A 15,001-nucleotide genomic window follows, 5' to 3' on the forward strand; every position below is an offset into this window, starting at 1 on the left:
CCGCCCTCGGGCGCGGACGGGCCGCCGGTCTCGCCGCCCGGGCCGGGCGGGACGGCCAGCCGGCGCCGCCGGCCGGTCGGCGTGGGTGCGGCGGACTCGGGCGGAGCGGGCGCCGGACCGGCCGGCAGCGCGTGCTCCAGCCCCGGGTAGACGGGGGTCTCGGGGACGCCGGGCAGGGCGAACCCGCCGGAGGAGTCCTCGGCACCGGGCAGCGCGCGACGGCGCCGCGACGGCCGGTGCTCGGCGTCGCCGCCGTCCTGGCCGGCCGGTCCCTCCGGGGCGGAGTCGCCGCTGCCGGGGCCGAGCGCGATCGGGCCGCGCGCGCCGCCGGCGGACCGGGCCTCGCCGGTGCCGGCGGCCCCGCCGTTCCGCTCGCCACGGCGCTCGTCCGGGCGCCCGCCGTCGACCGGCACGGCGTAGGCGGTGCCGGAGCGGCCGTCGTCCTTGCCCCAGGGGTCGTTCTGCGGGCCGCTCGGGCCGCCCAGGCCCTGGCGCCCGTACGCGGGGTCGTTGCCGGTGCCGTTCCACTGCTCGGGGACGGCCCGTTCGATCCGGGCGGGGGCGTTGGGCCACTGGTCGGCGGGGACGTCCGGGGCGGTGCCGCCCGCGGGGGCGGGCGCCGCGGTGTCGCGGCCCGGCTGCTCGGGGGCGGCGGGCGGCAGCTCGACGGCCGGCCGGCCACGGCGTCCGCGCCGCTGTTCGGCGGCTGGGGCCTCGCCCGGCGCACCGCCGGCCGCCGGCGGGTCGGCCGGGGCCTCGGGGCCGCGGGCGTCGGCGGAACCCTGGGGCGCGCCCTCGGGGGAGTCCTCCGCCGCGGGGCCGGCGGGTCCGCCCGGGGCGGAGCCCTCGGCGGCCGGCTCCCCGTCCTCGGCGGCGCTCGGCAGCTGCGGGATGCCCGGCAGGTCGGGCAGGACGGCGCTGTCGCTCTCCTTCGGCCGGTCCGACCGGCCCTCGGCTGCGGCGCGCTCGGCGGCGGCCTTGGCGGCGACCGGGTCCAGCGGCAGTTCGACGACGTAGGTGGTGCCGGCCCGGCCCGGCAGCTCGTGCGGCTGGAGCACCCCGCCGTGGCGCTCGACCACCGCCCGGGCTATCGGCAGGTGGACGGGGCTGCCGCCGCGTCCGGGGCCGCGGATCTCCACCCGGGCGACCTCGCCGCGCTGGGCGGCGGCGAGCACCACGGCCGGCACGTCGCCGCCGGCCGGCGGCAGGGCGGGCGTGCCGGGGGCGGCGAGTCCGGGGGAGGGCAGCTCGGGGGCGGCGTCGTCCAGCGCGAGGCCGATGCCGCTGACGTCGGCGACCAGGTGGGCCAGCGCCTGGGCGAGCCGCTGCTCGTCGGCGATCACCTCGACGGCGGCGGCGTGCACGGAGAACCGCACCCGGCCGGCGCCGACCAGCTCGCCCGCGTGCTCGACGGCCCGGCGGACCACCTTGTCCAGGGCGACGGGCACCCGCTCGGCGGCCTTCCGCCCGTCCTTGCCGTCCGTGCCCTTGCCGTCCGCACCCTTGGCGTCGGTGCCGGCCCCGGCGCTCTCGCCGGCCTCGCACCGCTGGTGGGCCAGCACGCCCTCGATCAGCTTGCCGTACCGGCGGCACTCGTCGGCCAGCCGGCGCAGGGTCCAGTTGGCCTCCGGCCACAGCTGCCCGGCCGGGTCGGCGGCGAGCGCGTCGATCCGCCGGTGAAGCGCGGTCAGCGCGCCGCCCAGCTCGCTCTCCAGGACGGCGGTGAGGTGCTCGTTGCGGGCGACCAGCGCCAGCTCGCGGCTGCGGTCGGTGAAGGTCATCACGGCGCCGACCAGCTGGTCGCCGTCCCGGACGGGAGCGGTGGTGAGGTCGACGGTGACCGGCCGGCCGTCCTTGCGCCACAGCACGGTGCCGCGCACCCGGTGCTTGCGCCCGGAGGTCAGGGTGTCCAGCAGCGCGGACTCCTCCAGCGTCAGCGGGGTGCCGTCGGCCCGGGAGTGCTGGATCAGCGGGTGGAGCTCCCGGCCGCCCAGCTCGCTGGCCCGGTACTCCAGGATGTGCGCGGCGGCCGGGTTGACCAGCACGCAGCGGCCTTCGAGGTCGACGCCGAGCACGCCCTCGGCGGCGGCCCGCAGGATCATCTCGGTCTGCTTGTGCTGGCGGCGCAGCTCCGCCTCGACGCCGAGCCGGCCGGTCAGGTCGCGGACCAGCAGCAGGAGCAGGTCGGAGGAGCGGGAGCCCTCGCGGTAGGGGTCGTAGGGCGCGGGGGGCGCGTAGCCCGAGCCGGCGGCGGACCCGTCGTCGTCGAAGTCGTTGCCGGAGACCTCGACCGGGAAGGTGGTGCCGTCGGTGCGCCGGGCGGTCATCCGCACCGGGCGGTCGAGGGCGTCGTCCTCACGGGCGGCGGGCCGCATCGAACCGGGGATCCGACTGGGGTCGAACTCCGGGAGCAGGTCGAGGACGCCCATGCCGACCAGCGAGGTGCCGGGTGCCTGCAGCGCCTGGACGGCCGCGTTGTTGGCATCGACGACGGTGCCGTTGCTGTTCACCAGCAGCAGCGCGTCGGGCAGGGCGTCGAGTATGGCGGCGAGGCGAGCAGCGCCTCGGATCGGCCTGCTGCTCACGTCGACAGGTCTCCTCGGCTCAGGGCAGCTCTCTCCGGAGAGGGCAGTATCTCATTCTTCTTTGCGGCGGGGACGACCCGCCTAGTAACGTGGTCGGCGGTTGGTGCCGGGCCCCCGGGTTGTGGCATCATCACAGGCACAGGGAACGAGTCCGCGCACGCGGGCTTGCTCCGTGTGGAGGAGGCTTCGCCTAGTCCGGTCTATGGCGCCGCACTGCTAATGCGGTTTCGGGGTTATTCCTGATCGAGGGTTCAAATCCCTCAGCCTCCGCCAGCCGGGAGCCCCGCCGACGATCTCGTCGGCGGGGCTCTTCGCATGTCCGGGGAGGTCCGGGGGGTGCGGAGGCGCCCGGGGCGGGCCCGGGCGGCGGCCGGCCAGGGGGCGTCCGGGGTGCCCGGATCAATCGATTTCGTCCCGCGCCGCAGGTCATGTAATGTTGTCCCCGCACCGCCCCGGTGGAAACGTTCACCAGGGCGAGCGCTCATAGCTCAACGGATAGAGCACTTGACTACGGATCAAGAGGTTGCAGGTTCGAATCCTGCTGAGCGCACCAAACCCCGCAAGACCGGGTCCGCCCGGCACTTGCGCTCATAGCTCAACGGATAGAGCACTTGACTACGGATCAAGAGGTTGCAGGTTCGAATCCTGCTGAGCGCACCATCGAGGAACCCCCGGCCATCGGCCGGGGGTTCCTGCGTTTCCGGACCGCCGCCCGCCGCCCGCCGCCCGGGCCCCGGGGCCCGGTCCGGCCCGGCCCGGTCGATCCGGGGGACGGGTCCGGGCGTCGCCCGTGCAGGGCGCCGGGGTGGCGATCGGGCCGGTGGTTCGAACAGAGCTCACCGGTGAATGGTCGGATCCCGGACGTCGGTGCGCCGTCGGGTCGCCGGGATTCCTCGCGATACCCCGCGATACCCCGCCTAATGGATGAAATGCAGTCCTTTCGGGTACATCCCGTCCTGCCGGTCGGAGGGCCGCCAATCGGGTGTCACGCGGCCGATGGTGCAAGTGTCGCGGTATGACCGGCCCAGGATCGTGATTCCGTTTTGTCTGATCTTGTGTTCTGCCTGCCCGGCCGTCCAGGCCGCCCGGCAGCCGATGCGAAGGAGAGCCGGATGAAGCGACCGTTCCCGGCTGCGGCCCGGACCGCCGCCGTCCTGGCGGCCGGGCTGCTGATCGGCTGGAACCCGCCGCCCTCGGCCGCCCGGCAGCTTCCCGGGGAGGCCGTCATCGGCGGTTCCGGGGTACCGGCCGGCCGCTCCGGAACCGGCCGTTCTGTCGTTCCGTCCTCGGACGCCCCGCGGTCCGGGGGTTTCGCGGCGGATTTCCGGAGTGCCGGGGAAAGCCCGCGGTCGGGCGGTTCCCGGCGGGCCGTCGGAACGCTCCGGACGGAATTCCCCCGGGCGCTGCGCAATCCCACTCCGGAGACCGCCGCAATCGCCGCCGTCGGCGTCTCCGCAATCGCCGCCGGGAACGACCCGGCCGCCCCGGCCGAAGGTGCCGGCAGCGCACCGAAGGGCTACGGCACCGCCTCCCACCGGCTCTCCGACCTCTTCCTGGGCGGTGATGCCACCGCCGGTGCCCCGGGCGGCGGCCCGGTCCCCGGCTATCCCGAGGAGGCGGCGGTCGGCCACGACTACCGGCTCACCGTGCCCGTCGCGGTCGGCGGCGCGCCCGCCACCGTGGCCGGCTGGATCGACTTCGACCGCAACGGCCGCTTCGACCCGGCCGAGCGGGTGCAGGCCGAGGTCGCCGCCGGCGGGCGCAGCGCCACCCTGGAATGGACCGTCCCCGCCGGGGCCTCCTCCGGCGAGACCTGGGCCCGGCTGCGGATCGGCCGCGACCCCGCCCAGGTGGTGTCGGCCGAGGGCCACGCCGATTCCGGGCAGGTCCTGGACCGGCGGATCCGGCTGACCGTCGGGGCCGCCCGCCCGGAGATCTCCCGGCCGGCCGACGGCGCCACCCTCACCGAGACCCGCCCCCTGGTCTCCGGCGGCCGGGCGACGGCCGGCGCCACCGTCGAGGTCCGTGAGGGCGACACCGTGCTCTGCCGCTCCCGGGCGGCCCGGGGCGGCGACTGGTCCTGCCGCCCGGACGCGGCGCTGGCCGAGGGCCCGCACACCCTCACCCCCGTGCCGGCCGGCGACGGCGGGGCGGCGCGCGCCGGTGAACCGGTGCGGATCACCGTGCGGACCGCGGCGCCGGGCACACCCGTGCTGACCCTGCCCGCCTCCACCAACGACCCGGGCATCCGGCTGACCGGCACCGGCGAGCCGGGCGGCATCGTCGTCGTCACCGACCTGCCGCCCGGCGGGCAGCAGACCGACCTGTGCAGCACCTCCGTCCGGGCCGACGGCAGCTGGTCCTGCCTGCCGGTGGAGAGCCTGGGGGAGGGGCGGCACCGGATCACCCCGGCCGCCGCCGACCTCGCGGGGAACCGGACCGCCGGACAGCCGGCCGAGCTGGTGGTCGACACCGCGCCGCCGGACCGTCCGGTGCTCACCGCGCCGGCCGCCGGGGAGACCGTGCGCACCGCCCGGCCCCGGCTGGCGGGCAGGGCCGAACCCGGCGCGCGGGTGCTCGTCACGGCGGGGCCGCGCGGCGGCCGGGAGAGCGCGCGGATCGTCGCCTGCGGCACGACGGCGGCCGTCGACGGCAGCTGGACGTGCACGGCCAACCGGGATCTGACGGGCGGGGAGCAGTGGCTGGTCGTCTCGGTGACCGACCCGGCGGGGAACGGGACGGCGGCGGAGCCGGTGGCCGTCCGGGTCGAGGTGCCGGTGGGCACGGCGGTTCCGGCGCCGGTGCCGACGCCGGTGCCGACGCGCGACCCTGTGCCCTCCGCGTCCGCCGCCGCGACGCCGTCGTCGCCGGTCACGCCCTCCTCCGGGGCGGCGACGGCCGCGGCGACGCCCGCGGCCACGGCCACGCGGGTGCCGACGGCGGCCGCCACGACGGCCCCGGCCGCGGCCACGGCGACGGCCCCGGTGGTCGGCGCTCCGGCGGCGCCGAGGCCCTCGGCCCCCGCCCCGGTTCGCCCGGCCCCGTCCGTTCCCGTCCCGCCCGTCCCGTCCGTTCCGGCGGCCCCGTCCCCGTCCGTGCTGGTGCCGGCCCCCGCCCCGGCCGGGCTGCTGCCGGTCGCCGTGCCCAAGGCCGCTCCGGTGGTGACCGGGCCGACGACGGCACGTCCGACCCCGACCCCGACCCCGACCCCGACCCCGACCCCGACCTCGAACCCGGCCTCGCCCCCGGCGCCGACCCGGAGCGCGTCCCCGCCCCCCTCGGCCTCGACGCCCCCGAGTCCGGGACCGCGCCCCACCCCGACCCCGGCCCCGACCGCCACGTCCTCCGCCACCCCGGCCCCCGTCACCCCGCCCCCGGCCGGGCCGGCCGTCGCCCCTGACCGGGCCCAGGCCGACCGGGCACCGGCCGCGCCGCCGCCGGGCGGCCCGCGCCAGGCGGCCCGCACCGCAGCCGCCGCGGCCCCCGCAGGCACCGCCGAGACCGTCCGGTCCGCCGACCGGGCCGACGCGGAGGAGCCGTCCTCGCCGGCGGCCGCCGGCCGGCACCGGTCGGACGGCTGGCGCGGCGTCCTCGCCGGGGTCCTGCTCCTGCTCACCGGCGTCGGACTGATCACCCGCCGGGTGGTCACCCGGGGATCCGGCCCCCGGCGGCGCTGAACCGCCCCCACCTGTCCGCTCATGTGCCTGCGCGTCAGGCAGGGCTTCGGATGATTCGTCAGTAAATGTCGACACGCACTGGTTCAAATGTCGCATTTGATGACGTATGAACTTAGCCTGGGCTCTGGCACTGCCCGTCAGATCCGGGCCGCCCGTTGCGCGACACACTGAACCTGAGGATCCGTGCATGGACGTCACCCGCGATTCTTCGCAGCGACCCGACCACCTGCCCAAGGCGTTCCCCCCGGCGCTGCCGGAACGTTCCGCCACGGGCTCCAGCCCGCTGGCCAGGGCGACGAGGACGCCCGGGCCCGCCCGGCCGGCCGACGCCGGCCCGGCCACCACCCCCATCGCGGTGGTCCCGGGTCCCGCCGTCGGCACGCCCGCCGACCTTCGCGATCCGCTGGAGACGACCGACCCGCCGGCGCCGGTAACCGCGATGCTCCCGGTGGCGGAGGAGCCGGAGAGCACCCCGGCCGGGGTGGCCACCGCCGCCACCTCGCGCCGGCCCCCGCGCGCCGACCAGGCGTTGCGCGAGCGGCCCGCCGCCTCCCTGCCCGGCTGGGTCGCCCTGCTCGGGCTGCTGATCGGCACGGCCGCCGTCCTGCTGGTGCTGGTGCGCGACGGCGTCGTCCCGTACTGGGACGCCCTGCCCGACCTGCGCACCGACGCCGCCCGGGCCAGCGGCGAGGCCGAGGTGACCGCCCGTTCGGTGGCCGCCGTGGCCGTCGCCGGGCTGCTCGTCGTCGTCTCGCTCGCGGGCCTGCTGGCCAACGCGGGCGGCGAGACCAGGGTGCTCACCCGCTGGGGCCGCTACCGGGGCACCGTCCGCCGCACCGGCCTGGTCTGGGTCAATCCGCTGCTGCGCCGCCGCCGGGTGGACGTCCGGCTGCGGCACTGGCGCAGCGAGCCGGTCAAGGTGGTCGACCGCACCGGGACGCCGATCGTCGTCCGGCTGCTGATCGTCTGGCGGGTCAAGGACACCGCCCGCGCCATGCTGGCGATCGAGGACCACGAGAGCTACCTGCGCGAGCAGGTCCAGGCGGTGCTCACCCGGACCGCCTCCACGCTGCCGTGCGACAGCAACGCGGCGCCTGGACCCGCGCTGCGCGACGGCCAGTGGTTCGCCGACGAGCTGACCCGGGCGCTGGCCGCCGAGGTCGCGCCGGCCGGCCTGGAGGTCTACTCGGCGCAGCCGCTGGCCCTGGACTACGCGCCGGAGGTGGCCGAGTCGATGCGCCGCCGCCGGCTGGCCGACCTGGACGCGGGCCTGCGCACGGTGCTGGTGGACGACGCGGTGGAGGCGGCGGCGCTCGCCGTGCGCCGGCTGGAGCGCGCGACCGCGCACGAGCTGGACGAGGCCGCCCGGAGCGCGCTGATGGAACAGTTGCTGGTCGCCTTCGTCGCCCCGGCCGGAGTGGCCGCCTCGGTACCGTCCCCGGCCAACCGGGCCGGGCGGAAGGAAGGACGACCGGCATGAGGATAGCCACCGGCACGGACGCCGCCGCCGCGGCGTGCGCGGACGCGGACGACGCGGCGCTGATCGGTTTCGAGGAGAGCCTCGGCAGCATCCCGGCGATCACCGGGTGTGCCTGCCCGAACTGCGTGGCCCGGCCGCGCACCGCCCGCGCGGCGGAGCCGTCCGGCGGCGGCCGAATACACCGGGCGGTGCGAAATACCTGCCTGGCCACCACCGTGCTGGCCGGCGCCGGGGTGGTCGGACTGACCGCCGGCGCCGGGGCCGCGCACGCCGCGCCGGGCAAGCAGGGCTGGGACGGCTCCAAGTACTGGTTCAAGAACGCCCAGGGCGAGTGGCGCTACACCAGCCACTACGGCGTCTACACCAAGGCGGTGGGCGGCGGCTCCGGTTCCTCCACCGGGCAGTCGGCCGTCTCCAACGGCTCGGTCTCCAACGGCTCGGCCTCCGACGGGATGAAGCAGGGCTGGGACGGCTCGAAGTACTGGTTCAAGAACAGCGCCGGCGAGTGGCGGTACACCAGCCACTACGACGTCTACCTGAGCCGCACCGGCCAGTCCGGCGGCGGCGGGGCGTCCTCGTCGGCCGGCTCCGCCCGCCCCGCCCCGGACCCGGCACCGTCCACCGGCCGTCTGGAGTCGGCGATCGAGTACGCGCTCGCGCAGCAGGGCAAGCCGTACGTCTGGGGCGGCAACGGCCCCTCCGGCTACGACTGCTCGGGGCTGGTGCAGCAGGCCTACCGGCGGGCGGGCATCGAGCTGCCCCGGGTGGCCGACGACCAGTACGCGGCGACCACCCCGATCACCGCGGGTCAGCTGCGCCGCGGCGACCTGCTCTTCTGGTCGGACAGCGGCCGCGCCTCGGGCATCCACCACGTGGGGATCTACCTGGGCGGCAACAAGTTCGTCGAGGCCCCCCGGCCGGGCAAGACGGTCCGGGTCTCCACGATCAGCAGCGGCTTCTACCCGACCCACTTCGGCCGGCCCTAGCCGCAGGACGCGCGAGGGGCGTGCCGTCCGGGGTGCGGGCGGCACGCCCCTTCCGGGCGGCCGGGGGTCAGGCGGAGGCCTGGTCCAGCAGGGCGGTCTGCGTCGGGGTGAGCTCCAGTGCGGCGGCGGCCAGCAGCGGCGGGAGCTGGGCGACGGTGCGGGCGCTGGCGATCGGGGCGACGACCGTCGGCCGGGCGGTGAGCCAGGCCAGGGCGACGGTGGCGGGCTCGACGCCGTGCTCGGCGGCCACGGTGTCGAGCGCCTCCAGCACCTTGGGGCCGCGCGGGTCGTCCAGGTAGCGGCCGGCGCCCTCGGCGCGGGCGCTGGCCACCTCGGTGCCCAGGCGGTACTTGCCGGTGAGGAAGCCGGAGGCCAGCGCGTAGTACGGCACGGTGGCGAGGCCGTGTTCGGCGACCACGTCGGCCAGCGGGCCCTCGAAGGTGCCGCGCGAGACCAGGTTGTAGTGCGGCTGGACGGCGCTGTACGCCGTCAGGCCCTCGCGTGCGGCGAAGGCGAGCGCCTCGGCGAGCCGGTCGGCGCCGATGTTGGAGGCGGCGACGGCGCGCACCTTGCCCTCGCGCACCAGCGCGTCCAGGGCGGTGACGAACTCCTCCACCGGGGTGTCGTCGTCCTGGTGGGTGTAGTAGAGGTCGATGTGGTCGACGCCGAGGCGGCGCAGCGAGCCCTCGGCGGAGGCCTTGATGGTGGCCGCGCCCAGCCCGCGGGCCTCGGGGTGCAGGCCGACCTTGGTGGCGACGACGACGGAGTCGCGGTTGCCGCGGCTGCGCAGCCACTTCCCGATGATGGTCTCGGACTCGCCGCCGGTATTGCCCGGCACCCAGCAGGAGTAGACGTCGGCGGTGTCGACGAAGTTGCCGCCGGCGGCGGCGTAGGCGTCGAGGACGGCGAAGGACTCGGCCTCGTCGGCGGTCCAGCCGAAGACGTTGCCGCCGAGGGAGAGCGGGAACACCGAGAGCTCGGAGTCGCCGAGCTGCACGTAACGGGGGGCGTCGCTGGGGGATTCGGTCATGGTCCGAGTCAACCCGATGGGCCGGGCCGGCATTCCGTGAACGAGGCGGACTTCACATGCCCGTCGCACATCCGTAGCGCGGAGACCGGGTGTCGGGGTGGTCCGCGGATTCGTTAGAGTCCCTGCCATGGCTGACAACGAGTACGACCCCGCCGGCAGCACCCAGATGTTCCGGGCCTTCGTCGAGGAGACCCCGGCACCGCAGGCGCCGGGCTCCGTCAACACCTACGGCAACAGCGGCGGCGGCAGCCGCACGGGCGTGATCGCGCTGATCGCCGTCGTCGCGCTCGCCGTGCTGGGCGCCGTCGTATGGCTGGCCGTCAAGTAGTCCGGCCGGGGGAATGCCTGGCGGCCCGGCAGCCGTCGGGGGCCGGGCCCTGCCTCCTCAGCAGGGCTTCCGCCAGGCGTCCAGTTCGAGCTTCTTCTGCATCGAGCTGAAGCCCAGGGCTTTGGTGCGGGTGCAGAACTTCTCGGTGCCCAGCTTGTACTCGACGTGGAACACCGCCTTGCCCGCCTGGATGAAGGGGGAGAGGCGGCCGCACTCGTCGTACTGCGCGCACTCCTCGTTCACGGCGAAGTCGAAGTCGCCCAGCAGCGCCGGGACCTGCTCCAGGTCGTTCTTCAGGCCGATCGCCAGACCGCGTTCGTGGGCGAGCGCGGCGAGCATGCGGTTGTAGCGGAGCTGGTCGTCCGGGGTCAGCGGGAAGCCGCTGTTCTGGTTGTAGGCCTCGATGGTGTCGGGTTCGACGGCGTCGAAGCCCTTCTGCTTGCACATGTCGAAGCGGGCCGCCATCAGCGGCTTCAGCTGGTCGATCCGGCGGATGTCGAACCACTTCTCGCCCTTCCAGCCGTTGCCCGAGCCCTGGAGGGCCTGGGCGAAGGCGGCGGAGTCGGGGCGGAAGTCCTCCCAGGAACCGGCGTTGATGTAGCAGATCACCTTGCGGCCCTTGGCGTGCAGGGCGGCGACCACGGAGGCGTCGGTCTCGAAGCCGTCGATGTCGTAGACGGGGACGTCGACGGACTGGTCGACGCCGCCGCCGAGTTGCCACTGCCAGGCGAGTCCGGGGGTGGGCTGCCAGCGGGCGCCGGTGGCGCCTGGTGTACCGGGGGTGCCGGGAGTGCCCGGAGTGCCGGGCGTACCGGGGGCGTCGGGCGTTCCCGGGGTGGCCGGGACGGCCGGAGCGGTGGGGGTGGCGGGGGCCGTGGTCGACGGCCGGCCGGGCGCGGTCGGCGAGCCCGGGGCCGTCGGAGAGGCCGGGGCGTCCGGGGTGACCGGCGTGCCCGGCGTGCCGGGGGCGTCAGGGGTGCCGGGGGTGGCCGGCGTGCCCGGGACGGGGGCGGCGGTGGCCGCCGGGGGCGGGGCCGCGGTGGCGTCGGCCGAGGTGTCGTCCTCGTCCTCCGAGCCGGAGCTGCTGCACGCCGTGGCCAGCAGCGCGGTGGCGGTGGCCAGGGCGAGGGCGGCCCACACGGGCCGGGTACGGCGGGTCATGGGGCACGGACTCCGGATCGGATCGGATCGGACGGGTACGCGGAAGGTCGTTCGCAGGGCGTTCGGCAGGCGGTCGGACGGGAGGTCAGACGGGCCCGGCCAGCGGCCGGTTGCCGGTCAGCCGGTGCGGCAGGGTGCTCCAGGGGTTCTCCCCGGCGCCCGGCACCGCGCAGCCGACCCCGGCCCGCCGGGCGGCGATCAACGCGGCCGCCTCACCGGCCCGTTCGGCGGGGACGTCGTAGACGAGGTGGCAGAACCGGGCGGCGGCGTGCCGTCCGGTCCACAGCGGCAGGGCCAGCGCCTGGTAGGCCTCCCAGTCGCCCTCGAAGGTGACCAGCAGGTCGGCCAGGCCGACCTCGGCGTACCCGGGGTCCGGGTGGTCGCCGTGGCCGAACACCACGGTGGCGCAGCCGGCGGCCCGGGCCGCGGTGGCCAGGCGCCGGTAGTGCGGCAGCGCGCCGGGCGCGGCCGACACCTGGTCGAGGTAGACGCCGGAGATGCCGTGGCGCTGACGGTACGTCAGGATGTCGTTCACCACGGCGGCGTGCGGCCGCCGCCCGTAGTCGGTGTCGGCGTAGCCGAGCAGCGGGAGCCCGGCCGCGCGGAGCTGCTCGGCGGCCTCGGCGAAGACGTGGTCGGGCTCGCCCGGCCCGTCGGCGAGGTTGAGCACGACGGCGGCGATGAGCCCCGGGTCGGCGGCGGCGACCGCCTGCCAGGCCGCCGGGTCCACCGCGGGGTGGACGTAGAGCGGCACCAGCAGGCGGCCGTCGGGGTGCGGGCCCCCGGTCATGCGGTGACCAGCGGTTCGGTGGAGGACCAGAGGTCGCGCAGCGTCTCCTCGAACCCGGTCTCCGGGCGCCAGCCGAGCGCCCGGGCGGCGGCCGACACGTCGGCCTGCTGCCAGGAGACGGCCGCGGAGCGCTCGGAGCCGGCGCCGCTCTCGTCGATCCGGCCGGTGAAGGCGGCCGCCGCGACCAGGCCGTCGGCGATCGCCCGGACCGGCCGGGCCTGCCCGGAGGCGAGGTTGAGCACCCGGGGCAGCGGGCCCCGCGCGGTGACGGCGAGCGCCACCGCGCGGGCGACGTCCCGGGCGTCGACGAAGTCGCGGTGGGCCGAGAGGTCCCCGACCCGCACCACCGCGTCGGCGCCCCCGGGCGCGGCCCGGCGCAGCTCGGCGGCGAGCCGGCCGGGCAGCGAGCCGGCCGGGGCACCGGGGCCGACCGGGTTGAACACCCGCAGCACCACGGCGTCCAGCGGCGAGCCGGCCACCGCGAGGGAGCCGGCCAGCTTGGTGGCGCCGTAGACGCCGACCGGGCGGGCGTCGGCGTCCTCGGCGAGCGAGCTGCCGGGGGCGCAGACGCCGTACTCGCCGGCCGAGCCGATGTGCACCAGCCGGGCCGTCGGGACGCCCCGGCCGAGCGCCGCGCAGAGCACGGCCGGGCCGCGGGCGTTGACCTCGGCGAGGGTGACGGCGCTGCCCGAGACGGCGCCGGCGACGTTGACCACCGCGTCCGGGGCGAGCGCGGCCAGCTCCTCGCCGAGCGGGCCCGCCTGGGCGGTGGCCAGGTCGAGCCGCAGGTCGTGGTCGGGCCGCCGCCCGGCGGTCAGCACGGTGGCACCGGGCAGGGCCCGCAGGGCGGTCGCGGCGTGCCGGCCGAGGAAGCCGTCGGCGCCGAGCAGGAGGATCCTCACGCGGCCCGCCCGTCGTTCTCCGGACCGGCCGGGACCGTGGCCGCTGCGGGCGCCGGCTGCCCGTCGGCGGCCTCGGGGGCGGTACGGGCCGCGGGGATCGGCAGTGCCTGGCCGTTCGGCACGGCGTACAGGCCCTCGCCGGGGGCGGCGGGCGCGGGGCCGGCCGGCTCGTCCGGGAGCAGCAGCGAGCGGTTGAGCCCGAACTCGGCGTTGGCCCGGTCGTAGTCGTCCGGGCGGCCGATGTCCAGCCAGTAGCCGTCGAACTCGTAGGCGGCCGGCGGTGTCCCGGCGTCCAGCAGGTCGAGCACCAGCTCGTCGAAGCCGAGCGGCAGGCCCGGGGTGTAGCGGGCGAGCGCGGCGCGGGAGACGCCGTAGACGCCCATCGAGACCCGGTAGTCGATGCTCGGCTTCTCCTGGAAGCCGGTGATGGACCCGGCCTCGGTGGTCAGCACGCCGAAGTCGATCTTCACCTGGCGGGCGTAGGTCGCGATGGTGAGCGGGGCGGCGGCCGCCTCGTGGTGCCGGAGCACCCCGGCGAAGTCCAGGTCGGTGAGGACGTCGCCGTTCATCACCAGGAAGTTCTCCGGCAGCCGGTCCTGCATGGTGAGCAGCGGGCCGAGGGTGCCGAGCGGGCTGTCCTCGACGGCGTAGCCGACCCGCAGCCCCCACTGGGAGCCGTTGCCGACGTAGGCGCGGATGATGTGGCCGAGGTGGCCGATGGCCAGGGTGACGGTCTGGAAGCCCGCGGCGGCGAGCTGGCGCATCACGATCTCCAGGATCGCGTGCTGGTCGCCGATCGGGACGAGAGGCTTGGGAAGCGCGGTGGTGTACGGGCGCAGGCGTACGCCCTTGCCGCCGGCCAGAATCACTGCGTGCATGGTGGTTCCCCCACGGAAGTCGTTCGACAAGGGGCCTTCGGGTGCCGGGAGCGGACGAAGGCGGAGCCGGATCAGACGTTGTAGATGTCGGTCTTGTAGCGGGCCAGGTTGGCCGGGTCGCGGAAGAACGCGATGGTCTGCTCCAGGCCCTCCTCCAGCGAGTGCGCCGGGGCCCAGCCGGTGGCGGTGCGCAGCCGGGTGGCGTCCGCGACCAGGCGCATGACCTCGGAGTTGGCCGGGCGGATGCGCTGCTCGTCCTCCCGGACGGTGACGTCGACGCCCATCAGCTTGCCGACCAGGGTGACCAGGTCGCCGACCGAGATCTCGCCGCCGGTGCCGGCGTTGAAGGTCCGGCCGACCACGGTCTGCGCGGGGGCGGTGCCGACCGTGCGGAAGGCCAGCGCGGTGTCCTTGACGAACATGAAGTCGCGGGTCGGGCGCAGGTCGCCGAGGGTGATCGTGGTCTCGCCGGCGGCGAGCTGGGCGATCACGGTCGGGATGACGGCGCGCATCGACTGGCGCGGGCCGAAGGTGTTGAACGGGCGCAGGGTGACGACCGGGGTCCCGAAGCTGGCGTGGTAGCTGTCGGCCAGCCGGTCCCCGCCGGCCTTGGAGGCGGCGTACGGGGACTGGGTGTTGATCGGGTGGTCCTCGGTGATCGGCACGGTCTGCGCGGTGCCGTAGGTCTCGCTGGTCGAGGTGTGCACCAGGCGGGGGATCTCCAGGTGGCGCACGGCCTCCAGGACGTTCAGGGTGCCGGTGACGTTGGTGTCCACGTAGGAGTGCGGGGCCCGGTAGGAGTACGGGATCGCGATCAGGGCGGCGAGGTGGTAGACCGCCTCGGTGCCCTTGACCAGCCCGTTGACCGAGCCGGGGTCGCGGACGTCGCCGAGGATGATCTCGACGGAGTCCAGCACCTCCTCCGGGAGGGTCTCCAGCCAGCCGAACGACGAGAACGAGTTGTACTGGACCATCGCGCGGACCTGGTGGCCGTCGGCCACCAGGGTCTCGACGAGGTGGGAGCCGATGAAGCCCTCGGCTCCGGTGACGGCGACGCTGCTCATGGTGAATCGCTTCCTGTGTCTTCTGGGACTCGGTGTACGGGCCCCGGCCGGGTGGTGCGGCGCTGTGGTGCCGGCCGGGCCGGTACGGGTGGTGCGGTTCCGTCGGTGCTGGTTCCGTGC

General features: G+C 76.1%; 10 protein-coding genes, 3 tRNA genes and 1 pseudogene. 7 read left to right on the plus strand and 7 right to left on the minus strand.

The window, feature by feature from the left end:
* Nucleotides 1–2,585 (minus strand): PAS domain-containing protein (locus tag ACFVVL_RS32270; RefSeq protein WP_387681545.1); only part of this gene is annotated, 2,585 nt, incomplete at its 3' end.
* Between the two features lie 179 nt (nt 2,586–2,764).
* Between ACFVVL_RS32270 and ACFVVL_RS32275 the strand changes: the two genes are divergently transcribed.
* From ACFVVL_RS32275 to ACFVVL_RS32300, 6 genes are all read left to right on the plus strand, one after another.
* Nucleotides 2,765–2,858, plus strand: a tRNA-Ser gene (locus ACFVVL_RS32275).
* Nucleotides 2,859–3,062: 204 nt separating this feature from the next.
* A tRNA-Arg gene (locus tag ACFVVL_RS32280) sits at nt 3,063–3,138 on the plus strand.
* Between the two features lie 31 nt (nt 3,139–3,169).
* Nucleotides 3,170–3,245, plus strand: a tRNA-Arg gene (locus ACFVVL_RS32285).
* 452 nt (nt 3,246–3,697) lie between these two features.
* The gene (locus ACFVVL_RS32290; protein WP_387681548.1) at nt 3,698–6,262 is read left to right on the plus strand and encodes an Ig-like domain-containing protein; all 2,565 of its coding nucleotides are present in this window, start codon (nt 3,698–3,700) and stop codon (nt 6,260–6,262) included.
* A gap of 187 nt (nt 6,263–6,449) precedes the next feature.
* On the plus strand, nt 6,450–7,742 hold the full coding sequence (locus tag ACFVVL_RS32295; protein WP_380297015.1) for an SPFH domain-containing protein: 1,293 nt from the start codon (nt 6,450–6,452) through the stop codon (nt 7,740–7,742).
* Nucleotides 7,739–8,728 carry a C40 family peptidase gene (locus ACFVVL_RS32300; RefSeq protein ID WP_387681552.1) on the plus strand — a complete coding sequence of 330 codons (990 nt, stop codon included), beginning with the start codon at nt 7,739–7,741 and terminating at the stop codon, nt 8,726–8,728. Before ACFVVL_RS32295 ends, ACFVVL_RS32300 begins: the two co-directional genes overlap by 4 nt.
* Before the next feature lie 67 nt (nt 8,729–8,795).
* Here ACFVVL_RS32300 and ACFVVL_RS32305 read toward each other — a convergent pair whose 3' ends face one another.
* Nucleotides 8,796–9,758 (minus strand): aldo/keto reductase, encoded by a 963-nt coding sequence (locus ACFVVL_RS32305; RefSeq protein ID WP_387681555.1) that lies wholly within the window; start codon nt 9,756–9,758, stop codon nt 8,796–8,798.
* Nucleotides 9,759–9,885: 127 nt separating this feature from the next.
* Here ACFVVL_RS32305 and ACFVVL_RS32310 point away from each other — a divergent pair, with 127 nt between their 5' ends.
* Nucleotides 9,886–10,086 carry a hypothetical protein gene (locus tag ACFVVL_RS32310; protein WP_380297020.1) on the plus strand — a complete coding sequence of 67 codons (201 nt, stop codon included), beginning with the start codon at nt 9,886–9,888 and terminating at the stop codon, nt 10,084–10,086.
* Nucleotides 10,087–10,143: 57 nt separating this feature from the next.
* Here the strand turns inward: ACFVVL_RS32310 and ACFVVL_RS32315 are convergent, their stop codons facing one another.
* The 5 genes and pseudogenes from ACFVVL_RS32315 to ACFVVL_RS32335 all read right to left on the minus strand — a co-directional run bounded on the left by ACFVVL_RS32315 (nt 10,144) and on the right by ACFVVL_RS32335 (nt 14,881).
* On the minus strand, nt 10,144–11,247 hold the full coding sequence (locus tag ACFVVL_RS32315; RefSeq protein ID WP_387681559.1) for an endo alpha-1,4 polygalactosaminidase: 1,104 nt from the start codon (nt 11,245–11,247) through the stop codon (nt 10,144–10,146).
* Nucleotides 11,248–11,332: 85 nt separating this feature from the next.
* Nucleotides 11,333–12,037, minus strand: coding sequence for a spherulation-specific family 4 protein (locus ACFVVL_RS32320; RefSeq protein WP_380297024.1), 705 nt, complete (start codon nt 12,035–12,037; stop codon nt 11,333–11,335).
* Nucleotides 12,034–12,939: an NAD-dependent epimerase/dehydratase family protein gene (locus ACFVVL_RS32325; RefSeq protein ID WP_387681563.1), complete on the minus strand. Its 906-nt coding sequence runs from the start codon at nt 12,937–12,939 to the stop codon at nt 12,034–12,036. Before ACFVVL_RS32325 ends, ACFVVL_RS32320 begins: the two co-directional genes overlap by 4 nt.
* A gap of 176 nt (nt 12,940–13,115) precedes the next feature.
* Nucleotides 13,116–13,817: pseudogene (locus ACFVVL_RS32330) on the minus strand (sugar phosphate nucleotidyltransferase); the annotation flags it as partial.
* A gap of 71 nt (nt 13,818–13,888) precedes the next feature.
* On the minus strand, nt 13,889–14,881 hold the full coding sequence (locus tag ACFVVL_RS32335; RefSeq protein WP_387681566.1) for an SDR family NAD(P)-dependent oxidoreductase: 993 nt from the start codon (nt 14,879–14,881) through the stop codon (nt 13,889–13,891).
* Nucleotides 14,882–15,001: the final 120 nt, after the last annotated feature.

This window comes from Kitasatospora sp. NPDC058115, from assembly GCF_042884635.1.
Taxonomy (GTDB): domain Bacteria; phylum Actinomycetota; class Actinomycetes; order Streptomycetales; family Streptomycetaceae; genus Kitasatospora.